The 23,686-nt window shown below is 33.8% G+C and carries 20 protein-coding genes; 9 read left to right on the top strand and 11 right to left on the bottom strand.

Annotation, left to right across the window (positions count from 1 at the left end):
* Positions 1 to 33: 33 nt before the first annotated feature.
* On the bottom strand, positions 34 to 4,185 hold the full coding sequence (locus tag RT250_RS10060; protein ID WP_313114548.1) for a M36 family metallopeptidase: 4,152 nt from the start codon (positions 4,183 to 4,185) through the stop codon (positions 34 to 36).
* Between the two features lie 160 nt (positions 4,186 to 4,345).
* Positions 4,346 to 4,537 (bottom strand): cold-shock protein, encoded by a 192-nt coding sequence (locus RT250_RS10055; RefSeq protein ID WP_139856072.1) that lies wholly within the window; start codon positions 4,535 to 4,537, stop codon positions 4,346 to 4,348.
* 345 nt (positions 4,538 to 4,882) lie between these two features.
* On the opposite strand from RT250_RS10055, the gene sucC reads away from it, so the two are divergent.
* The gene (gene sucC, locus RT250_RS10050; protein WP_313114547.1) at positions 4,883 to 6,073 is read left to right on the top strand and encodes an ADP-forming succinate--CoA ligase subunit beta; all 1,191 of its coding nucleotides are present in this window, start codon (positions 4,883 to 4,885) and stop codon (positions 6,071 to 6,073) included.
* A gap of 58 nt (positions 6,074 to 6,131) precedes the next feature.
* Here the strand turns inward: sucC and RT250_RS10045 are convergent, their stop codons facing one another.
* Positions 6,132 to 7,424, bottom strand: coding sequence for a DUF2254 domain-containing protein (locus RT250_RS10045; RefSeq protein ID WP_313114546.1), 1,293 nt, complete (start codon positions 7,422 to 7,424; stop codon positions 6,132 to 6,134).
* A 131-nt stretch (positions 7,425 to 7,555) separates the two neighbouring features.
* Between RT250_RS10045 and RT250_RS10040 the strand changes: the two genes are divergently transcribed.
* On the top strand, positions 7,556 to 7,999 hold the full coding sequence (locus RT250_RS10040) for an Hsp20/alpha crystallin family protein (protein ID WP_313114544.1): 444 nt from the start codon (positions 7,556 to 7,558) through the stop codon (positions 7,997 to 7,999).
* Positions 8,000 to 8,076: 77 nt separating this feature from the next.
* Here RT250_RS10040 and rluF read toward each other — a convergent pair whose 3' ends face one another.
* Positions 8,077 to 8,982 (bottom strand): 23S rRNA pseudouridine(2604) synthase RluF, encoded by a 906-nt coding sequence (gene rluF, locus RT250_RS10035; RefSeq protein WP_313114543.1) that lies wholly within the window; start codon positions 8,980 to 8,982, stop codon positions 8,077 to 8,079.
* 115 nt (positions 8,983 to 9,097) lie between these two features.
* Here rluF and RT250_RS10030 point away from each other — a divergent pair, with 115 nt between their 5' ends.
* Positions 9,098 to 10,624, top strand: coding sequence for a GH3 family acyl-acid amido synthetase (locus RT250_RS10030; protein WP_313114542.1), 1,527 nt, complete (start codon positions 9,098 to 9,100; stop codon positions 10,622 to 10,624).
* 93 nt (positions 10,625 to 10,717) lie between these two features.
* Here RT250_RS10030 and RT250_RS10025 read toward each other — a convergent pair whose 3' ends face one another.
* The 7 genes from RT250_RS10025 to RT250_RS09995 all read right to left on the bottom strand — a co-directional run bounded on the left by RT250_RS10025 (position 10,718) and on the right by RT250_RS09995 (position 17,005).
* Complete coding sequence (locus tag RT250_RS10025; RefSeq protein ID WP_313114541.1) at positions 10,718 to 11,131, bottom strand: hypothetical protein; 414 nt, start codon at positions 11,129 to 11,131, stop codon at positions 10,718 to 10,720.
* 120 nt (positions 11,132 to 11,251) lie between these two features.
* Positions 11,252 to 11,854: a hypothetical protein gene (locus RT250_RS10020; RefSeq protein ID WP_313114540.1), complete on the bottom strand. Its 603-nt coding sequence runs from the start codon at positions 11,852 to 11,854 to the stop codon at positions 11,252 to 11,254.
* 112 nt (positions 11,855 to 11,966) lie between these two features.
* Positions 11,967 to 13,964, bottom strand: a complete 1,998-nt coding sequence (gene uvrB, locus RT250_RS10015) for an excinuclease ABC subunit UvrB (protein WP_313114539.1) — start codon at positions 13,962 to 13,964, stop codon at positions 11,967 to 11,969.
* Positions 13,965 to 14,042: 78 nt separating this feature from the next.
* On the bottom strand, positions 14,043 to 14,618 hold the full coding sequence (locus RT250_RS10010) for a pentapeptide repeat-containing protein (RefSeq protein WP_313114537.1): 576 nt from the start codon (positions 14,616 to 14,618) through the stop codon (positions 14,043 to 14,045).
* A gap of 39 nt (positions 14,619 to 14,657) precedes the next feature.
* Complete coding sequence (locus RT250_RS10005) at positions 14,658 to 15,254, bottom strand: SanA/YdcF family protein (protein ID WP_313114592.1); 597 nt, start codon at positions 15,252 to 15,254, stop codon at positions 14,658 to 14,660.
* A 157-nt stretch (positions 15,255 to 15,411) separates the two neighbouring features.
* Positions 15,412 to 16,713, bottom strand: coding sequence for a glycosyltransferase (locus RT250_RS10000; protein ID WP_313114536.1), 1,302 nt, complete (start codon positions 16,711 to 16,713; stop codon positions 15,412 to 15,414).
* Entirely contained in the window at positions 16,703 to 17,005 is a 303-nt protein-coding gene (locus RT250_RS09995) for a hypothetical protein (RefSeq protein ID WP_313114535.1), read from the bottom strand. Before RT250_RS09995 ends, RT250_RS10000 begins: the two co-directional genes overlap by 11 nt.
* Positions 17,006 to 17,504: 499 nt before the next feature.
* Between RT250_RS09995 and RT250_RS09990 the strand changes: the two genes are divergently transcribed.
* The 6 genes from RT250_RS09990 (at position 17,505) to RT250_RS09965 (ending at position 23,623) form a co-directional block, all read left to right on the top strand.
* A complete protein-coding gene (locus tag RT250_RS09990; protein WP_313114534.1) occupies positions 17,505 to 19,463 on the top strand; it encodes a histidine kinase in 1,959 nt (652 codons plus the stop codon).
* Positions 19,464 to 19,466: 3 nt separating this feature from the next.
* Positions 19,467 to 20,225, top strand: coding sequence for a LytR/AlgR family response regulator transcription factor (locus RT250_RS09985; protein WP_313114533.1), 759 nt, complete (start codon positions 19,467 to 19,469; stop codon positions 20,223 to 20,225).
* A gap of 214 nt (positions 20,226 to 20,439) precedes the next feature.
* A complete protein-coding gene (locus tag RT250_RS09980; protein WP_313114531.1) occupies positions 20,440 to 21,291 on the top strand; it encodes a hypothetical protein in 852 nt (283 codons plus the stop codon).
* A 56-nt stretch (positions 21,292 to 21,347) separates the two neighbouring features.
* On the top strand, positions 21,348 to 22,607 hold the full coding sequence (locus RT250_RS09975) for a hypothetical protein (RefSeq protein ID WP_313114529.1): 1,260 nt from the start codon (positions 21,348 to 21,350) through the stop codon (positions 22,605 to 22,607).
* Between the two features lie 105 nt (positions 22,608 to 22,712).
* On the top strand, positions 22,713 to 23,072 hold the full coding sequence (locus tag RT250_RS09970; protein ID WP_313114528.1) for a DUF4870 domain-containing protein: 360 nt from the start codon (positions 22,713 to 22,715) through the stop codon (positions 23,070 to 23,072).
* A gap of 2 nt (positions 23,073 to 23,074) precedes the next feature.
* Positions 23,075 to 23,623 carry a hypothetical protein gene (locus RT250_RS09965; protein WP_313114526.1) on the top strand — a complete coding sequence of 183 codons (549 nt, stop codon included), beginning with the start codon at positions 23,075 to 23,077 and terminating at the stop codon, positions 23,621 to 23,623.
* Positions 23,624 to 23,686 lie beyond the last annotated feature (63 nt).

Here is a 23,686-nt window from a genome sequence, read left to right as displayed (position 1 = left end):
CGGAAGGGTTTTGTTTTTAGACTAGTTATAGACCTACTCTTTAATAAGTCTTTTTATTACTTGACCATCTTTACCTTGTATAATTACAAAATAAGTAGCTGAAGCCAATTCAGAAACATCGATAACTTTTTCAGTACCCATATTTCTAAGATCGATTGTTTTAATTACTCTTCCTCTTAAGTCGAATATCTGCATGTTTTCCAAAGAAAGACTTGTTGCTTTTCCTAAGGTTATAGAGTTAGTAGTCGGGTTAGGATACATTTGTATACTTTCCGAATCTAAGTTGTTATCACCAATTCCTAAGACTTCATTAACAGTAAGTTCAAACGTACAAATAGCATCGTTTCCATACTCATCTTCAGCAGTTAACGTGATAGTGTGAACTCCCTCAGGAAGTTGTGTTCCTGCCGTAGGATTCTGAGAAGTAATAGTTACAGGAGATGTACAGTTGTCTACAACTGTTGCTTCCCCAGTTCCAAAATAATCTGGCACTACGTAAAATTCATTTCCAGGATCTGTATCCACTGTTTGATCAACAGGACATGTAATTACAGGTGCTTCACTGTCTTCTACTGTAATTGTGTAGCTACAAGTAGTAGTATTTCCTTCACCATCAGTAGCTGTAAATTCAACAGTGCTTACACCGATAGGGAAATTACTTCCGCTAGGTAAACCACTTGTTTGTGCAACTGTTACAGAGCAGTTGTCTGCCGCTGTAGGAGTAGTGAAATTTACTACTGCTTCGCACATACCGGCATCAGTATTTACAGTGATATCTGCAGGGCAAGTAATGGTTGGAGGAAGGTCGTCTTCTACTGTTACAATAGCTACACAGGTACTTGTGTTTCCATTTGCATCTGTTACAGTTAGCGTAACATTATTTGCACCCAGATCGGCACAAGTAAATGAGCTAGTTGAAATACTTAATGTATCAACTCCACAGTTATCACTAGAACCTCCATCAATATCTGCAGCTGTAATAGTTGCATTTCCAGAAGCGTCTAATTGTACGGAGATGTTCTGACAAACTGCTGTAGGAGCTTCAGTGTCATTTACTGTCACACTAAAAGAACAAGTTTCTATCGGGTTGATGCCGTCGTCGTATTCAAAGGTGTTAACTGTAGTTCCTATAGGGAATGTGCTTCCACTAGCTAAACCTTGAGTTTGAGTAATAGTTCCTGAGCCACCACAACCTGCTGGTGATTCTACAGTATATGTAACAACTGCGCCACAAACCCCTGGGTCGTTATCTTGTGTGATATCCCCTGGGCAAAGAAGTGGGCCACCACCGCCGTTACCAATAACATTAACTACTGCAGAACAAGTAGAGCTAGCTCCACTGTCATTTGTTACTTCAACTAAAATCGTATTTAGACCAACATCTGCACAGCTAAAGCTTACTGTTGAAGCTAATGGGCTTCCTGCAAGAACAGTGTAACTACCACATTCAACAGTAACGTCGTATAACAATGCTTCTGCATTTATGGTAGCATTTCCAGTACCGTCAAGTGTAACATCTAATACAGGCGCGTCAATTTCGTAATCGTAATCTATAGCCCAAGTGTTTAGTGTACCCGTAAGACCACCGGCAACATCCGAAACTTTAAGCTCCCATGTTCCTAATGTGCTTTCACCATCAAAAACTGACAATGGATTATTTGGTTTGAATGTCCCATTTATAGTTGGTGTTGAACTCGAACATTCATTTTCAACAGATGTAGTAGCTTCATCGTCAAGCGTGGCCACAATGTCATCTCCAGAGCAACCATACCCTGAATTTGTTCTTCCTGGCCTATCAACAATAACAGCAGTAGTACCAGAAGGAGATTTTATACTAACAATTACGTCTCCCACCCAAGAATGTGATATGTTTAAATCTACATCTAAATCGGTTATTGTAACATCTTCAGTTACATTCATAGTTACTGTAACTCCACTCGAATTACCATCAGGAATTGCAACACCAGGTGAGCTTGATTTTGAGCCTGTCATTGGAACTCCACCTGAACCCATGCAAATGATTACAGGAGGTTCGTTTGTTACATTAATTTCATCTGTAATTGTAGTTGGGTCTCCAGTACAAAAATCATCTACTGCATAAGTTACTGTTACTAATCCAGGACCTGCAACACTTGGGTCGAAAGTAAAAGTTGTTCCATTTCCGTCATCTGTTACTCCAGGTCCACTATAAACTCCTCCAGCCGGATTACCTCCTGAAAGACCAGTTTGAACACCATCTGAAAGACAAACTTCATCTACTACATCTAAGCTTGAAAAGTTTGGTGGTAGATCAAATGCTTCAGTTCCATCTGTTTTACTGCTAGATGAACCTTGAGTAGCACTATAACCAAGTCCTCTTCTAGCGAAGGCATCCCAAATTGCACATTGGTTAGCTCCTCCATATAATGCCATATCTGCTGCTAGAATAGCATCACGACCATCTACAAAACCCGGATTACTCGGTTGTAATTTAAGCGCTTCTGTTACTAAGGCTAAAGAAATATTATTTCCGCCATTACCATTGTAAAAATCTGTGTCGAATCCGTGTACAGCAACTAGCTCCCAAGTCATTTCCCAAAGCATTGCAGTCCAAACAGAACCTACCCCGTGTGGTGCAACTTCCGATTTAATATCATCGTAGGTATGAGGGTTAATTGCAAAATTTGTACTGTAAGGATGGGTTCTAATTCCTGGGCCATTAGGGCCTTCACCAATTAACCAAGTACCAACACCTCTTGAGTCAGTTCCTGAATCTCCGCTTTGCATGGTAAGCATTAAGCCGTAATAGTCACTCCATCCTTCACCCATTTGCTCTTGCCCGCCTAAGGTGCTTAATCTATTTGAAATCCCATGACCATATTCATGGACAATTACCATATTATCTAAATCCCCATCTCTGTTATCGCAAACATACATTTGCATACGAGGTCTGTTTCCGTCTGGAGGAGTAGCGAAGTTTGCGTTACATGTTCCAGATCCATCTTGCGCTTCTGCATTAACGCGGTCGTTACCTATACCACCTTTTCCATAATTATTGTGTTGAAAATTTCCACTAGCTTCATCAAAACCATATTGATAAGTTACGTCATGGATAATATTGTTCCAATAAAAAAGATTAGTAATTGCAGCGCTCTCTGATTGGTCACTATTACTGTAGTTAGTATTTAATGGGAAATCAAAAATTAAATTTCCGCCTGGGCTAAACGCGTATTTGTTGTCTGGTTGGTTGTTTGCGTTGTCATCGTCGTATGCATCAACGTTATTACCACGAGAATTGGTGTAATCAGCAGTGTTATTACCGCTAATGTCATGCCATCCATATGGGGAAGCAGTTAGGTTTTCTGGATTAGTAACCAATGTACGTGTTCCGTGATTTGGGCTTTCAACAGGCATTGCAAATACTCTATAGCTTGCAGCAGGAGCCATTGCAGTGTTCGATGAATTAGTACTGTTGTAGTTGTAAGGTTCATTCATCGGCCCAACGAATGGTGCTGAGTTTTCAGCAGCGTGAATGTGATCATCGTGATCTCCTAATATGTTACAATATAAAGTCCAATTGTCTTTGTCAATAATATTTCCTGTTGCAGCATCAACACGGAAATTCCACCAGTCTGATGAAGTTGTTTCGGATACAGAAAGCTCCCAAACTAGTTGAGTTCCTATTTCTGGTCTGTAATAGTACATTAGTTTAACAGGAATATCTTCTGAAGAGATATCGGCTTTATTAAAAACAGCAGCTTGGTTTTTTCCACCGATACTTTTTACTTCTTGAAGATTGCCAATTTTATAGTTCATTTGTCTGGCTACAGAAGTAATTGCTTGTTTTGCAGAAATTCCTTGAGCATTACTTTTAACAGTAGCTTGAATATCTGCTAAGAATTTGCTATGTTCTACTAATACTTTGCCATTCTTGTCTATATGAACGCTAGATTCGGTGCCGTAAACTTCTATGCCATTTATGGCTTGACGTAAATAGATGTGATGTACACCGCTAATACTGCTTACGTGCTGTTTAGTGATTACATAGGTGTCATTTTTTTGTCTAATCAGTTTTTCTAAAGAAATAGAGGATTGCTCATTTAATATTTCAGCCTTTCTTTTTTCTTCTTCTCGATTTGTGTCTTGTGCATTTAGCTGAAAAGTCAGCATACACAGTGCTAGTAAAAATAGGGTAGTGTTTTTCATATTGTAATTGAAATTTAATGGAGTCTTAAAATTACAATAAAAAAATGTTAATTGGCTATTGGTAATGTTTATTTCACCATAAATTTAGTTAGGATAGTTTTGAGTAAAAAAAAAACCCCGCTAAAAGCGAGGTTTATTGTCTTAAAAAGTGATAAGTATATTATAGTACTTTTACGTTAACCGCATTTAATCCTTTTCTTCCTTCTTGAAGATCAAATTCTACTTCGTCACCTTCGCGAATCTCGTCGATAAGTCCTGTAACGTGTACAAAATGTTCTTTGTTGTTTCCTTCTTCAGTGATAAAACCGAAACCTTTCGTGTCGTTGAAGAATTTTACTGTTCCTTTGTTCATTGTATTTAAATAAAATAATTAATATAAGATGCAAATATAGCTTTATTAATTACAATTTGCGGTTTTTTTAACTATTTTTTTTAATAAGTATAAACTTTTCAATTGTAATAATTATTTATCTTTCAATATTTGAGTCTATTTTTCAACAAATTGCTTTACGAAGTGTTATAAATATAGGTAGTTTTTAATTGAGGCTTAATATTTGAAAAGTATTAATTTTCAATATAATTTTATACCATGATGGAAAGCCTTAAAAAACATTAGGGCATTCTTGTTACATTTGTTATTTTTGCAAACCATAAATCAAGCCTGCTGTTAAAATGCAGTAGGAACAAAATCGCAACTATGAACTTACACGAATACCAAGGAAAAGAAATACTAAACAGTTTTGGCGTTGAAATACAACGCGGAATCGTAGCAACTACTCCAGCTGAAGCTGTTGCAGCTGCAAAAAAACTTACCGAAGACACTGGAACTAGCTGGCATGTTATTAAAGCTCAGGTTCATGCTGGTGGCCGTGGAAAAGGTGGCGGAGTAAAACTCGCAAAAAACCTTCAAGAGGTTGAAGAAATTGCTGGAAGTATAATAGGAATGAACCTTATCACTCCTCAAACTTCTGCAGAAGGAAAAAAAGTACACCAAGTTTTAATTGCTGAAGATGTTTATTACCCTGGAGATAGTGAGCCTGAAGAATACTATATGAGCGTTCTTTTAAATCGTTCTACAGGTAGAAACATGATTATGTATTCTACAGAAGGTGGAATGGATATTGAAACTGTAGCTGAAGAAACTCCACATTTAATCTTTACTGAAGAAATTGATCCTGCTGTTGGTCTTTTAGGATTCCAAGCACGCAGAATTGCTTTTAACTTAGGATTGAGTGGAAAAGCTTTTAAAGAAATGACTAAATTCGTTTCTGCACTATATAAAGCTTATAACGAATCAGATTCATCTCTATTTGAGATTAACCCAGTTTTAAAAACTAGTGATGATAAAATTATTGCTGTTGATGCTAAGGTAAGTCTTGATGATAACGCAATGTACCGTCATAAAGATTATATGGAGATGCGTGATAAGCGTGAAGAAAACCCAGTTGAAGTTGAAGCTCAAGAAAAGGGGCTTAACTATGTAGACCTTGATGGTAATGTTGGATGTATGGTTAATGGTGCTGGCCTTGCAATGGCTACTATGGACTTGATTAAACAAGCTGGTGGTGAGCCTGCTAACTTCCTAGATGTAGGAGGTACTGCAAATGCTGAGCGCGTTGAAGCGGCATTCAAATTAATTTTGAAAGACCCTAATGTAAAAGCAATCTTAGTAAATATATTTGGTGGTATCGTTCGTTGCGACCGTGTAGCTCAGGGTATTGTTGATGCTTATAATAACATGGGAACTATTAATGTACCTATTATTGTTCGTCTACAAGGAACAAACGCAGATATTGCAAAAGAATTAATAGACAATAGCGGTTTGGATGTTCAGAGTGCTATTGAATTCCAAGAAGCTGCAGATAAAGTTAAGGCAGTGCTGGCTTAATTAATTTGCCTAAATTTTAGTTATATAAAACCTTCCATACAATATTTGGAAGGTTTTTTTATGCTTTTAAATCAATGCTAGCTAACGAATTCATGGCGTTCTTATCTTTTTCAGAACTAAAATTCATATCGTTAACTAAAGCTTTTAGTTCATTCTTTACAACTTTGTTATAATCTTTGTTTCTAATAGATTGCTCGTCTAAATGGATTAACATAGCTATCAATTTCTGTACAACTATTGGATCGTGTTTGCAGTATGCTCTAAGAGAAGCCATAACATTGTACAATAACTCTTCAAAATGAATTATGGCTATTTTCAAATTCATTTTTCCATCTACAATCATAACTCCGGTATCATTTTTCTTTACACGTAGTGCAAAAAGCTCTGTTAGGTAGTCTATAGCGTTTATTGCAGTTCCTGGGTCGTTAATTCCTGGTGACATAGCTTTTACAGCAATTTCAGTAATTTGCTTAAAGGCAAGAGTGTAATTGTCTTGAATGTATTCCCCTCGAGCAAAGTTTATGTTCGAAAATATTTTTTCCACTAATTTGTTGTCTATTGGTTTGTTGACTTTTAACATAGAATTATTTTTTAAAACAAATAACCCTTTGGGTACTGTAATGTAAATCCGAATATCGTGTTCTAAACATAACGCGTTCATGTTTTTAATTGAAATATTTTGAAAGTATCCGCTTTTCGAACATCTGTAAGTATACCAATCGGAAGTGTCTGGAAAAATTGGAGGGAGCATCTTGGAAGTAGCTTCTTCCATTTCAATAATATCTTCAAGCCTTTTAATAGCCGTATTATAAATTCCATCCATTATATTATTTATCTGAATGCTTTGTGAAATGTTATGAATGAAATATATAAATGAAAATAAACATACAACCGTAAACATAACCCCCAATAAAATTGAAATTCCTGGTAGTGTGTATTTATCTTCACTAGGATCTATAGAGAATAATGTGAAAATACCATATATGATAGAGGCTAAAAATACCCCCAAAATAACTTGATGGGTTTTATTTGAAATTAAACCTGGAAGTAGACGAGGGGAAAAATTGCTAGACGCTTGGCTTAAGAGGAGCATAACCATCGAAAAACTAAAAGTCATCATGGCTATTAATCCTCCTATACAAGTGCTTAGCACATTAAGAGCAGTGTCGCCATCTTCTACCATTAACATTGGAAATATTTTCAGCACTCTTTGAGATATGCCTTGTTGCTCCATAAATATCATGCTCAGGGCTAAAAAAAATCCTCCTAAGGCAAAAATACTTGGGTAGAAAGCTATCTTGCCTTCTAGCATATTAAAGAAAGTTGTCAGTCGGTTAATGAAATACTTCATTATAATATTTTTAAACGACAAAATGACAGCTAGGTTTGGTTAAAACAAGTCAAATTGTCTGGTTTTTATAAATGGAATTGTTATTGACTAATTGTAATTGAAATTAGTAAAAAATGAAACAATATAACACTATGAAAACAGTTAATAACAATAATATGTGGTTGCCTAACTTATTAGATAATATATTTTTAGAAAACCGTCTTGATAGATTAAATAATTATGAAACTTTTAGTAATCCTGCGGTAAATATTATCGAAAATTTATCGAATTTTGTAGTCGAATTGGCTTCACCAGGTTTGCACAAAGAAAATTTTAGTATAGAGGTTGAAGAGGATACTTTAAAGATTGGTTATAAGGAAGTTAAGGAGTCTCAAGAACGAGAGCAGAAAAATGATAATGCAGTTCAATATAAAAGGAGAGAATTTTACTTTGGAAGTTTTGAAAAATCATTCAAACTACCTGAAAATGTAAAAGTGGAAGATATTTTGGCAAACTATGAAGATGGAGTATTAATAGTTACTTTGCCTAAAATGGAAGAAAAGAAAGTTTTAAAGAGAATGGTTGAGATTTCATAATTGAAATTTAATTTGGTTAGTTAGTTAAAATGACCGCGTGCTACTCAATCGGTACGCGGTTTTTTTATGCTTTTTGTTTATCCTCTTCTTCGTCTTCCTCCTGTACTTTTAATATTAGAATCACCTCTTTTTTCACCGCGTTCTTTTCTTGCTTGTGGCTTATCTTTTCTAAGAGTTTTACTTTTATTATTGTCTATTTCTCGACGTCTAGTAGGCTTTATGGCTCTTTTTTCATCAAAGTCGGCTTTAGGATGAGGTTTAGGCTGCCCATCGCTATCTTTTACAGAATCTTTTAAAGTTATTAATTCTTCTTCAGTTAGATCACGCCATTCTCCAATTGGTAAGTCGCCTAATTCCAAATTCATAATTCTTATTCGCTGTAGTGCTACAACTTCATAACCAAGGTATTCACACATTCTGCGAATCTGTCTGTTTAACCCTTGAACTAAGAATATTCTGAATTCAAATCGGCTAACCCTTTCCACTTTACAGCGCTTTGTAACAGTATCGAGAATAGGAATTCCAGATCCCATTCTTTTTATAAATTCATCTGTAACAGGTCTGTCCACTTTAACGATATATTCCTTTTCATGTTTGTTTCCCGCACGTAAAATTTTATTTACTATATCTCCTTCATTTGTTAATAAAAGTAAGCCTTCACTAGGTTTGTCTAATCTTCCAACTGGGAAAATTCGTTCAGGATGATTTACAAAATCTACTACATTGTCTTCATATCGGGTATCGGTAGTACAAGTAATGCCAACAGGTTTATTGAGCATTATATAAACAAGATTATCATTTTCTTTAATCAATTTTCCGTCAACACGTACCTCATCATTAGGCATAACTCTATCCCCAAGTGTGCTTTTAACGCCATTTATTGTTACGCGCCCTTTTTCGATTAAGGTGTCGGCTTCACGACGTGAGCAGAAACCACTATCGCTTATAGCTTTATTAATTCTTACAGAATCTGGATGATGCATTTATAGATTTTTTGTAAAGATACCATAACTGAAGGGCAAATTAAAAAGGTTAAAATTGATTTAATTCCTATCTGTACATTTTTTAAAAATTGTAGTTTCATAAAAAACTAAAAATATGGCAATATTAGGTTCAATAATTAAGACTGCTATCGACCTGCGCGATGCGATAGTTTCTGAAAAATCCCAAGTAGAATCTCAAAAAGAAGTATTGAAAAGTTTACTTGAGAAGGCTAAGGATACTGCTTTCGGGAAATATTATGGCTTTTCTAAAATTTTAGAGGCTGAGGATATACAAAAGGAATTTTCTAAAAAAGTTCCCTACTTCGACTATCACCAAATGGAAGAAAAGTGGTGGATGAAAACACAGGAGGGCTTGGAAGATATTACTTGGCCGGGGGTCCCTACATATTTTGCTAGAAGTAGTGGAACTACTGGAAAAACATCAAAAAAAATTCCTGTAACCGATGATATGGTTGAAGCTATTCGCAATGCAGGGATTAAACAAGTTGGGGCTTTGGCAAATTTTGAGGTCCAATCAGATTTCTTTGAAAAGGAAATAATGATGTTGGGTAGTAGTACAAATCTTGAAGAACAAGACCAGTTTTTAGAGGGTGAAATTAGCGGGATTAGCGCTAGTAATATTCCATTTTGGTTTCGCGGATATTACAAGCCTGGTGAAGAAATCGCCCAAATGGAAGATTGGGACGAAAAGGTGGAAACAATAGCTAAACGCGCACGGGAATGGGATATAGGAGCATTAAGTGGAATTCCTTCTTGGATGGAACTTATGATGAAAAAAGTGATAGAATATCACGGTGCAAAAAACATACATGAAATATGGCCAAACCTTCAAGCATATACTTCCGGAGGTGTTGCTTTTCAGCCTTATGAAAAGAGTTTTAATCAGCTACTAGCGCACCCTATTATAATTATTGATACCTATTTAGCTTCCGAAGGCTTTATAGCTTTTCAGAATAGACCAGAAACAACTTCAATGAAGCTAGTTACCGACAATGGTATTTATTTCGAATTCGTTCCGTTTAACCCAGATTATATCAACGAAGATGGATCACTATCTCAAGATGCTCCTGCTTTAACACTTGAAGAGGTTGAGGTTGATACCGATTATGTTTTAATAATAAGTACGGTTTCTGGGGCTTGGCGTTATTTAATTGGTGATACTATCGCTTTCACAGATGTAGAAAAAGCTGAAATTAAAATTACAGGTCGCACCAAATTCTTTCTAAATGTGGTGGGGTCACAGCTTTCTGTAAATAAAATGGAGGTTGCACTACGTGAATTGGAAGAGAAATTTGATATAAAAATCCCTGAATTTACACTTGCAGCTGTTAAGATAGATGAGGAGTTTTATCATCATTGGTATTTGGGTACAGATACTGAAATTAGCAATGAACAATTAGCTGATGCTTTAGATAATGCATTAAAAGAGGCAAATAATAATTATGCTGTAGCTAGATCGAAGGCTTTAAAAGGAGTAAAAGTATCAACTGTAAGTTTAGAAGTTTTTCAGGAGTGGAGTGCAAAGAATAAAAAGAAAGGTGGACAAGTTAAAATGGAAAAGGTGATGGGAGAAGAGAAGTTTGCAGAATGGGAAGAGTTTGTAAAGGAACTTAGTATATAAGCAGACGAATAGTTTCTTAACAAATTTTGATAACAAATAATTGAAATTGGGAAGTATGCAACGTTTTTACAATATTTAAAAACAAATTATCACCTATAGATATAATTGTAACGTCTTTTTCATATTCATCCTTTCGACTGAAAAAATTTTTGATTTTTGGTTTAAAAATTCCAATATAATAATTCCTTTTTCAGCAGTTTTATTTAACTCATAATTTTCTTTCAAATCAAGAGATTGTAATTTTACTACATAATGATATATTAATTTTGCAATTTTTTCAATATGAGATTCATGTAATTTCGAAATATGTTTTATTAAGTCTGAAGTCTTAATATTAGTTATTTTTTCTAATGGTAAGTCAAATTCGCTTTCTAGAACTTCATTTATACTGTTAATTTCGTTGTTTATATTACTTGAGTTAATTCCACTAATTTTTTCAATTAAACTAACTAATACTAAATTGAGCTTTTGAATTTCTCGCTTTATATAGTCCCTTTCTATATCCATTATTAAAAATTAGTATTTAAAAGTTTTCGTTTTAAATTTAGCTAGTTTAATATCGAAATTACGAGAAATTTTATATTGTTATTTCTAATATTTTAGATGCTTTTAAGTTTACAAATAGATTTAACCTTCTTTTTCAACTATTTCAATTTCTTCCTCAACTTTATTTTTATTGATGAGTTCCATAACTTCTTCAGGTGAAATGTAAAGCCTTCGAATTCGCTCTTTATATTTCTCTGAAAGATTGGCGTTATCGAGTATGAAGTTCTTTGTTTTTAGAATATAATCCCCCATACCATGAGCAATAGCATATGTATCTGCTGCGCGCTCTACTTCCCTTATATGTGCCGAAGAAAAGAGATATTTTAATCCAAAAATTAGCATTCCGACATTTGTTCTATTACGATAGTCCATAACATGGCCTAATTCATGTCCAATCCAACCAGTTATTACATCGGAAGGAATATCATCTATAGTGAATTTTTCACCTTCAATTTGAATGTTTCTACTAATTAAAATAACATATTCCCTATTTTCCTTCGATTTAAAAAAACTTGCAAATCTCGGTTGAGCTTGCATTGTAGATTTTTTTATGTTGTTCTTAAATTTAAACTCTATGGCGGTATCATAGAGTTCAGGATAATACGATATTGCTTCGATTACCTCTTTTTTAATGTTTTCTGGAATTATTTTGTTATCTAAATTGATATTTTGAGTTGAGATCATAGAAAGAGTAAAATACAAAATAGATTTTATGAAAGTCGTTAAAAGCATTGTAAAATTAAATCTCTTGTTAGTATACTGCTGACTATAATATATAAAGAATATTTTAAAACACTCAGACCTCCTCTAGCTGTTTCTGATACGTTTTGATCTTATCACGAAGTTTAGCAGCCATCATAAAATCTAACTCTTTGGCCGATTTTTCCATAGCTTTACGGGTATCTCGGATTTTCTTTTCAATTTGAGCTTTCGTCAGGTATTCCACTTCAGATTCTGCAGCAAGGCTTTCGGCTGTTTCAAACGAATACGCTTCTTGTTTAGACTTTGTTAGTGAATTTTCAAAAGACTTCTTAATTGCTGTTGGCGTAATACCGTGTTCTTTATTGTAAGCAATTTGCTTCTCTCTTTTGTAATTTGTGCTATCAATTGTCTCTTGCATACTTTTAGTTATTTTATCGGCATACATAATAGCTTTACCATTTAAGTTTCTAGCAGCACGACCTACAGTTTGAGTTAGAGAACGCCCACTTCTTAAAAAGCCTTCCTTATCAGCATCTAAAATAGCGACCAAGGAAACCTCTGGTAAGTCTAACCCTTCACGGAGAAGGTTTACTCCTACTAAGACATCAAAAAGACCAAGACGTAAATCCTGCATAATTTCCACTCGTTCCAAAGTATCTACATCACTGTGGATATAACGCGTTCTTACCTGAACACGAATTAAATACTTGGTAAGTTCTTCTGCCATTCTTTTAGTTAAAGTAGTAACCAAAACCCTTTCGTCTTTTTCAATACGAAGCTGAATTTCTTCAAGTAAATCATCTATTTGATTGAGGCTAGGGCGAACCTCAATGGGTGGATCTAGAAGTCCTGTTGGTCGTATAATCTGTTCTACAATCACACCGCCACTCTTTTCTAATTCGTAGTCGGCAGGAGTTGCACTCACATAAATTACTTGATTTTGAATAGCTTCAAATTCTTCAAACTTAAGTGGTCTATTATCCATTGCAGCTGGTAAGCGGAATCCATATTCAACCAAATTTTCTTTTCTAGAACGGTCTCCACCGTACATTGCACTAACCTGAGGGATGGAAACGTGACTCTCATCTACTACCATTAAGTAATCATCAGGAAAATAATCTAATAGGCAGAAGGGACGAGTACCGGGCAAACGTTGGTCTAAGTAGCGTGAATAGTTTTCGATTCCGCTACAATAGCCTAACTCGCGAATCATTTCAAGGTCGAAGTTTGTGCGCTCTTCCAGACGTTTCGCTTCTAAGTGCTTTCCAATTTCTTTGAAATACGCTATCTGTAAAACCAAATCATCCTGAATGCTTTTAATAGCATTTTGTAGTACATCTGGTGAAGTCACAAACATATTGGCAGGGTAAATGTTTAATCTGTCGTACTTCGCTATTATATTGTTGTTTAAAGGATCAAATACTTCAATTTCTTCAATTTCATCTCCAAAAAAATGAATTCTAAAGGCATCATCTGCATAACCTGGAAAAACATCAACGGTATCTCCTTTTATGCGGAATCGTCCGTGATTAAATTCGGCTTCAGTCCTAGAATAAAGGCTTTGAACCAAACGGTGAAGCAACTTGGTTCGCGAAATTATTTGTCCTTTTTTTAACGAAATAACGTTTTTCTTAAATTCAACAGGGTTACCAATACCGTATAAACACGAAACTGAAGAAACCACCAACACATCTCTTCGTCCAGATAATAGGGCAGAAGTAGTGCTTAATCGCATTTTTTCTATTTCTTCATTTATGGAAAGATCTTTTTCTATATAAGTTCCACTGCTGGGAATAAAGGCTTCAGGCTGATAATAATCGTAGTATGATACAAAATATTCCACTGCATTATTTGGAAACAGATTTTTAAACTCTGTATAAAGTTGAGCAGCAAGAGTTTTATTATGAGCTAAAACCAAGGTAGGTTTTTGTACTTGTTCTACGACATTGGCAACAGTAAAAGTTTTTCCCGAACCAGTTACACCTAAAAGTGTCTGATATTTTTCATCGGAATTAAGTCCTTCAACTAATGATTTTATAGCCCGTGGTTGGTCTCCAGTGGGTTGAAATTCTGATTCTATTTTAAACTTCATATGTTCTTTTTCAAAGCTTTACAAAAATAGTGAATTGAAGCGAAAAGAGATGCTTTGTTAGCTAATGCTTAACGTCTATTAATTATGAATTTCAATTTGAAATTTATCTAAAAGTCCAATTACTTCAGGTAGTGAAAATTTAGCGCCTTTTAATCTGTTTTGTTCAGGATCAATAGAATAGTTTTTAGCTTCTCGAAAATCAGCTTTTTCCAAATTCGTGTTTCGAAAAGTTGCATTCTGAAAATTACATCCCGTAAGTTTTACACCTTTTAAGTCTGCCTCAGTAAAATCTACAAATTGCAATTGTGAATTTTTAAAAATACTTCTGCTCAACTTCATTTTATAGAAAATTGAATGCTCTAATAAACACTCATCAAATGAAACAGCAAATCCGAATTCATTACAAGAATCAAATTGTAACCCTAGCATTTTACAATTTTTAAATCTAACATCCTGGAAAGAAACCTTAGACAAGTTACTGTTGCTAAAATTACAATCTAAAAACTTACAATCTGAAAACCTACTTCCAGAAAGATTGCTATTAGCAAAATTACAATTTTTAAAAGTGCAGAATTCGTATTCGGCTATTTCTAAATTATCTTTAGAAGTGTCTATATTGCTAAAGTCTTGATCGTCTATATATTTAATATTCATTTAATAATTTTCCGGTTAGTGGCTAGCATGTTTTAATCATTAAGAAGATTTTATTTCAACTTTATCACCGTAAAATTTGGGTTCCACGTTAAAAATAATATCTAGAAAAGCTTTCGTTCTTGCGAAATATTCGCGTAGCTTCACTTTAAAGCCATTTCTTCCACCCACATCTTTGGCGTTAAAACCAATTACATTTAAACCGTTTTTTCCGGCAAGATAAATAGCGCGTTCATTGTGAAACTGTTGTGAGATTACGGTAAAACTATCTTGACTAAAGATAACATGGGCACGGATAACAGAATCTAATGTTCTAAAACCAGCATAGTCTAAAAATATTACATCTTCAGGTATGCCGCGTTTAATCAATTCTTTTTTAAATGTTTTTGGTTCATTATAACTTTTCGAGCTGTTATCGCCGCTTACTAAAATAAAATCAATTTTATCGTTTTTAAATAGTTCTACTGCTGCATCAATTCTGTACTTAAAATATAAATTTATCCCTCCGTCTTTATAGTATTTTGCTGTTCCTAATACTACGCCAACGCTATTTTTCTTTATGGAATTTACATTGTTGAACGTCTTGCCTTTACTTGTGTTTGAAATTGTATAATTGGAATAAAAAGTCAAAAAAAACACGCTTAAGAACAACAGAATAATAACTTGAAAAATTTTTTTTATAATCATTGATAGTGTTGAGGTTTTTTTGCAGAATTTAAATCATAGTAAATCGCGATTGCTACTTCACAAAGCTACGCAATGGGTTTAATCTTATAATGTGTTTTCAGGAAATTAACTACTTATATTCTTCGCGTACTTCATCACTATTCGCAAAACAAACTGGTGATGAATTTTGAGGAATTTGATTTTTAGTTTCAATCCACTTACTTAAGTATTTTGTACTTTGTAGTGTGTGATGCTGTATCACTTGACCTAGGAAATTTTCTTGTCGGTGGTTTGTTATGTTTTCTACAAGGGAAGTAATTCTCACATTGAGTTTTTCAGAGAACAATTCACCTAAAAAACGTTTTTCAATAATTCTAAATCCATTTTTCTGAGCATTTCGCCAGGCGTCTTCATCTGAATACAGTTCAACTGCTTTAGTGATAAAGTTTTCATCCAATGTGGTTATAGCTCCACCAAATGATAAGTTGCCAATTAAACCTTCAGCGCCAATTTCCGTAGTAATAAAAGGCAAGCCAAATTGCATTGCATCAAAAAGTTTTCCTTTTAATCCAGCACCAAAACGTATAGGAGCGAGCTGTACACGATAATTATTCATTATCTCTCTAACGTTTTCTACCCAACCTTTTACAATAAAACCTTCTTTTTTATTATTAAGTTGAAGGATTTGCTGAGGAGCATATGCGCCGTAAACGTGGAGTTCAGCTAAGGGAATTTGCCTTTTTACTTTTGGCCATAATTTTTTAAGTTGTAAAACGGAATCTACATTAGGCGCGTGCAGTAAATTGCCTATAGCTAAAAAGTTTTCTCTTTCTGCAAATGAAATAGGGTTTTTGAGTTCCGAATTAGCGTCTGCCATTAATGGAAGATAGAAAAGTATACCTTGAGAAATCTTAAAAGTGTTCTTTAAAAGCTTCATTTCATATTCAGATATAATTAGAGAGAGATCACATCTTAAAATACTTGCGAGTTCCCTTTTTGCAGAATCTGAGAATAGATTTGCGTCAGAAACTGGTTTATTTTTTTTAATAGCTTCCTTTCTTGCGTTTCTTAAGAAGTGCAGATCCTCTGTATCTAAAATTTTCAATGCCTGAGGACAGTTTTCAGATACTCGCCAACCAAATTGTTCTTCAGTAATAAAACGGTCAAACATTACAACTGTTGGATTCAGTTTTTTTATAAAAGCATCAAAAGCAGGGTCGTTGAGTTTTATGTTTTTAATAGAAATATTTTGATCTATAAGGATAGCCGATTTTTCACCTTTTGCAGCAGTACTTACAAAGGTTATTTCATAATTAATTCCAGTGAAAAATTGTATCAATTGCATCATCCTCCCACCAGCCGCAGTAGTTGAAGGCTCAGGGTATGTATGGCCGATAATTAGCAATTTATATGTATTCAAATTAGTATCCATAAAATTCACACATTAATCCAAGGTTGAAAAATCCAGATAGAGCCCCTAAAAACAGCATAGTGCTTATAAACAGGATGGAGAGAATTACAATTTTGTTTTTTGAGCGATATGCGATGTAATTCATTATTATTTGAATGAATATAGCAAAACCTTGGGCTATTAACATCCGTTCGGCACATACAATAACAGGCTCCTTATAATATAGAATATAGGTGGCAATCATCAGAAGCACATAAAGCCCACTGATTATAAATAAGACTGTTTTTGGAAGGTTAAATCGAGAATAGCCCATCTTGACACTTTTATATCAAAGGTACAGAATTAAGAAGTTTCAACAATTAAAAAGCCTTTCCAAAGCAGCAATAGCTTCGGAAAGGCATGTTGAATTTGGTTAGTTTTATACTCCACTGTTATATAGAGAATTCAGCTCTTTAAATTATAACAGTGGAGTCCCCCTCTAATTAAACTTAATAAACAAACAAATGTTAACTTTTCTCACTAAGTTATTAAACTCTATTTCACTACTTAACATAGCGTCAAAAATAATTTTGAAACAAATATACTTTTGATATAAAGTAGTATCAATACCTAATTAGTATTTGGCTCATCTTACTGAGTATTCGGTTTAAATGAGTTTTATTTTTCCAAATACTAATTAATAGCTGCTATTTACTAAAATGATAGGGAATAAGCTAAGGCAGAATAGTATATTAGCTACAGACATGAGAACCTCCATCATTTTATTTGTTTTTTGTCTTTTAGCTAATTTGACATTAACGCAGGGTCAAATAATGGCTGACTCAATTGTGTCCAAATTTGAGCTCATCAATAGTAATGAAGTTCAAGCACATATTAGTGATAAAGGTTCTAGTTTCAAGGATGTTAAAGAGAGTGCTTCATGGAGTTCCTACAATTCGGCTTTATCTGTAAATTCTAAACAGGCACTTTGGTTAAAATTCATCTTAAAAAATAACTCCAAAGACACTATCCGGAATTATATATATAGTGATACCCCAAGTAATACTACATATCAGGAATTTAAAAACGAAGTTAAAATATTTAAAAATGGAAGGTTAATTCCCTTACCAAAGCGCACAAACAAGTCTGATTATTATTTTACAGAAATAGCACTAGCCCCCTTTCAAACCTCTCAAGTATTTATACAATTACACAATCCATTATACAACAAAATAGATGCCCCTACACTAAATTCTAAGCTCAGTTACTGGGAGACATTGCATAACATAAATGCGAAACAAGATGCATCAATTTCCTTTATATATATTTATATAATTACCATAACAACAATTTTTGCCTTTGCTCTGGTATTTTGGTTGCGGCTTTGGAGAAAACTATACCTATATTATTTAGGATATTTACTTTTTCAAATAATTTATGGTTTTCAAGTATTGCGAACAACTTCTGCATCATTTGGTAATTTGTTTACCTACATTCCAACACTTTCCACTTCTGCTTTTCAACCCGTTCAATTTATATTTATAGGATTTTACATTTTATTTATAAAACACTTATTGAAAGTTAAGTATTACGATAAATTACTGGCAAAAGTACTATCATACCTAGGAGTGTTTTGTTTTGTGTATGCGTTTTCACACTTTATATTCAGCTATTTTTTCTTTGGAAATATGTTTGCCGAAACAGTGTTTGTTATTGTGAGATTAATAATTATACCACTTAATTTTATACTTATTTTTTGGATAATTTATAAGGTTAAACATCCGCTTATAGGGTATTTTATAGTAGGACAAACGTTCTTTTTTATTGGTGCAGTTTTATCGTCCTATGTTGCTTATGCAGAATTGAACTTCATCCCAGGCCACTTCTTTAATTTTACTCAAGCTCCAAATATCATCTTTCAAATAGGATTATTGGCTGAGGTAATATGTTTCTCACTTGCATTAGGAGAAAATGTACTTCTGCTTCAAAAAGAAAAAACTATAGCTAATAAAGAATTAATTGTTCAATTAAAAGAAAACCAAGCTTTGCAAGAAAACATGAATCGGAAGCTTGATGAGAAAGTTCACAAAAAAACTGAAGAACTAATTAAGGTTTATTCTGAGATTGAAAAAGATAGAGAACAGAAGATAAAAGATGAATTTACTCAGAAAATTAGAGAAACAGAAATGATAGCGTTGCGTTCACAAATGAACCCTCACTTTATTTTCAATAGTTTAAGCGCAATAAAGCACTTAATAATGACCTCTAGAAATGATGATGCAATTACTTATCTGGATGAATTTTCTGCTTTACTACGAGGAATATTAAATAGTACTAAACATCAACAAATTACTGTAGAAGAAGAGTTGGAGATTTTAGAACTATATCTTTCATTGGAGCGTAGCCGTATGGGGTCTAGCTTTACTTATGATATTGAAGTATCGTCTATGGAGGAGCTTTCACAATATCAAATACCTCCATTATTGTTGCAACCTTTGGTTGAAAATGCAATCTGGCACGGTTTGCAACCAAGTCTTAAAGCCGAGAAAAAATTATCGATTATATTTGATACTTCTGACGATTTAATAATCACTATATTGGATAATGGTATCGGCAGAAAGGAAAGTGCAAAGAAAAAAAGATTACACGAGGCTATGGGTACTAGTCTAGTTCAAGATCGATTAACACTTTTTAATCATTTGAGCAACAAGTCAATACGTCTTAAGATTACAGACCTTGAAAAAGATGAAGTAGTTTTAGGCACAAAAATTACATTAACCTATGAAACTTAAATCATGACAAAAATTATAATAATTGATGATGAGGCGCATTGTACTAATGTATTAAAACATTTAATCGAAAGGGCACATTCAGATTATACCATAACGGGGGTTTTTACCAATCCACTGGAGGGGTTAGAGTTTATTAAGAAAAACCCACCTGATTTATTGTTTCTAGATATTGAGATGCCAAATTTGAATGGATTTACACTGCTAGATAATTTACTTCCAATAGATTTTGATGTAATTTTCACAACTGCATATGATCAATATGCCATAAAAGCATTCCGTTATAGTGCTATAAATTATCTTTTAAAACCTATTACAGAACGAAGTATAGTTAAGGCATTATCGGGTTGGGAGAGTCGACGAAAAAAGACATCTACCAAACAGTGGCAGATACTCAATGATTATATACAAGATCCTAAAAAGGATATTTCTCAAATAGCGTTGCCAACAGGAGTAGGATACAAGATTGTAGAAATTCAAAATATAGTGCGTTGTCAATCAGATAGTAATTACACCAATATTTTCTGTAAAGATCAACACAAGATTTTAATAAGTAGAACTTTAAAGGAAATAGAGGAATTGTTAAATGAAAAAGGTTTTATTAGAGTGCATCAATCCCATTTAATAAACCCTCAGTATGTAAAAGGAATATTAAAGCACGACGGAGGGAGTTTAATTATGCATGATGATGTCGAGATACCAGTGTCACGACAAAAAGCAAAACAAATTAATGAAATTTTAGAGACAATGCTCCGCTTTAAATAAAAAGTAAAATAATGGATTACTAAGCTGTTTTGAATTGAATTTTTATCCCCAGTCGTTTAAATGTCTGGGTTTTTTTATTTGTCCTATTATATAAAAAGTGTTTTTTCCAAATTCTAAATCATAACCTCCAAATTCTAATTGAGGGTTGTAATACTCTAATATCATCAATAGGTTTGTTCGTGAAATTCTTTATAAAAGAATAAAAAACGATATTATGAAAAAGATTTATACAGCTGTATTAACAACTTTAATGTTGTTAGCTTTTATAGTGCCAGTACAAGGACAGCGAGGTTTTATAAAAAGAAAAATAAAAGAGAAAGTTGAAAGAGACATGCGAGAGAAGCATGCCGAACCGCAACGAGAAAAAGGACGTAAAGCGTTAGAAGATATTACCTATGAAAATGATACGCGCTATCCAGTTCCAGAGAATCCCGTACAAGCAACTTTAGTGATAAAGATGCAATCGTTTAAAAAGAACGGAAAATTAGACGATACTAATACTGCTAAAATGGTATTTGGTAAAACTGGGGAATGTATGATAATGAATGAAGGAGATAAAAATGAAAGTCGAATGCTATTCGATTATAAAGGTGCTGCCACGTATATGGTGAATCATAAAGAAAAAACAGCGATGAAAATGCCAATGATAAATTTTCAAAAAATGGCTGAGAAAATGGCGGAAAATCAAGCCGATTTTGAAGATAGCAACGGTGAGTGGGAGCGGACTAACGAGGTAAAGGAAATAAACGGTTATAATGCCCAAAAATACGTTTATACAAATCCAGACGAAGATATTAAAATGGATGCTTGGGTTACCAAAGATATTAGTATTGATCTTAGTGGAAACCACCTATTTGGTGGACAGATTAAAGATTTTTCAAAAGCTTCAACCATTAAAATAGACGAGAACTACCCACAAGGGATGATGGTTAGAAGTATTTATTACGATAAGAAAAGTGATAACCCTAGTTCAATAATGGATATTACTTCTTTTAAAAAATCGTCAGACCCTAAATATTTCGATCTAAGTGGTTACACTATTAATGATATCTTAGGTAAGCTTTAGGTATATAATTAGAATTATTAATAAATATCAAAACTATAAACTATAAAAATTCAAACATGAAAAAGTTTCAATTCAAAATTCAAAACCTTTTATTCATCCCATTAACCTTTATTGCGTTAACAAGTTGTAGTAGCGATGATGATGGTGGTGAACCAGACCCAGTAGTAGAGCCTTTAGTGTTAGATTGTTCTACAATTACCGAAGCAATGGTTCTCGAAGATAGAGGTGCTGGAATTGATTATATATGGCCATGTTCCGTTAAAGTAAGAGCTCCGTTAACCATAGAGCCAGGAGTTACAATTGCCTTTGAACAAGGAGGAGGGTTAACCATTGACGACTATGACACCAGAACTGGAGCTCTAATAGCTAATGGTACAGAAGATAAACCAATAGTATTTACAGGTACAAATCAAACTCCAGGGGCATGGAATCGAATTTATATGGATTCGGGAGATTTAAATAACATATTAAATCACACTATAATAGAATATGCCGGAGGAACTGATGGAAGCAAACCTGCTTTGACAAACTTGAACGGAAGTAAAGTCCAAATTAAAAATACAATAATCCGCAATAATAAAGGAGATGGAGTTTATGTTGCTAGCTATGCCAATATAGATGGATGGGAAGCTAATACAGTAATCGGGAATCAAGGTTATCCAATGCAAATTGCAGCGAGAAAAATTAAGTTTCTAGACGGAACAGCAAGCTTATATGCCGATAACGGAATAAATCAAATATATGTAAACTCAGGATCTATATATAATCGCGCATTTATTGAAGACGAGGTAAATGGGCCTGTACACACATGGCTAAATCCTGGCATTCCATTCTTCATTGAAGAAAATATTTTTGTAAGACAAGATAGAGAAAATGAAAGACCAGGTCATTTAAAGATTACCGAAGGATGCAATATTGTTTTTGCAGAAAATTATGGTATCCAAGTGTATCATGATAATACTGTATTGGAAGTATTAGGATCAGCAGAAAATCCAGTAAATTTCTCTGGGCAATACGGACAAGGAAGTTGGAAAGGAATAAATATTATTCAAAGTATAAGTAATCTAAATAAAATTGAGAATGCAGTGATAGCCGACGCAGGACAATCTACTTGGGATTGGTTTAATCAGCCAGGCGGTCTTTCTTTAGGGGGACAAACTTCTCATGCAGTAAACTTAAACTTAAATAACGTACATTTTACTAATAGTGGTGGATGCGGAATTGTAGAAAGAAAAATGGCTAGTAATGCTAGTTTAGTATATAATAATCTCACTTTTACTAATAATGCTGGTGGCGATATTTGTGAGGAGCTATAAATTGTTAAAAATTTAATCTCATATTACTAAATAGTCATACTCGACCCTTTATTAAAATCAAGTACATTTTATTTTAATAAAGGGTCGATTTTAAAAACAATAATTATGAATGACAAAGAAAATACTCTGGAGGGTCAACCTTCAAATACGGTTGAAGAAGGAAAAACTATTGCAATTATAGCTTACATAACCATATTTGGCTTGTTGATAGCTTTTCTGATGAACAACGATAAAAAGAATTCATTTGCCTCCTATCACTTACGTCAATCATTGGGTTTAGGACTTACTAGTTTAGCTTTATCCGTTATTAGTATCATTCCAATTTTGGGATGGATAGTTTCATTATTAGGTAGTATTTTCATACTTGTATTATGGATTATTGGACTAATGGGAGCATTGAACGGAAAAGAAAAGCCAGTACCTTTTTTAGGTAAGAAATATCAAGAATGGTTTAAAAGTTTATAATTATGTGTAAGATAAAACCTTTATTGTTTGTTATAGGGATTTTCAGTCTTGTTTTAATAGGTTGTAAAAACAATTCAAACAATGCAAACAATGAAAATGATGCAGATAATAAAGCCTCATCCAAAGTAGAAAGCAAAGATGATGGCTATATTGAAATACAGCTTGAAGATGGTAAAAACATCGTATTAAATTCTCCTAACCAAAAAGGGAAGTTATTTGCCCCTAGTAGCCTTACTGTAAATATGGATAAGGATGGTGTGGTAGTAATGCTTAAATTAAACAAGTATAAAAGGCCTTTAGAAAACCAAGTTTATGACGATCCGCTTGATGCACAAATTACGCTTACAAGTATATCGCACAGTGGCCCGCTGGGAAAGGAAGCTTACCGCTCTTTTAATGAAAACGAGAACGGAGAAGAGGGGAAGGTAAAAATTAACCTAATTTCGCATAGTGAAGATCATGCTGAAGGAACCTTTGAGGGTACACTTTATTCGCAAAATAAGAAGGAAGCGATTATTAAAGGAAAGTTTAAAACCAAAAAGGAAAAGTAGGCAGGGCTAATTGCTCAAAATAATATTCTTGATAATGAATAATTAGTTAAACAAAAAAAGCGA

This window comes from Aequorivita sediminis (assembly GCF_032080575.2).
In the GTDB taxonomy this organism is placed as follows: domain Bacteria; phylum Bacteroidota; class Bacteroidia; order Flavobacteriales; family Flavobacteriaceae; genus Aequorivita; species Aequorivita sediminis.
Note: the sequence above shows the minus strand (reverse complement) of the source record. Positions and strands in the feature narration are given on the sequence as shown.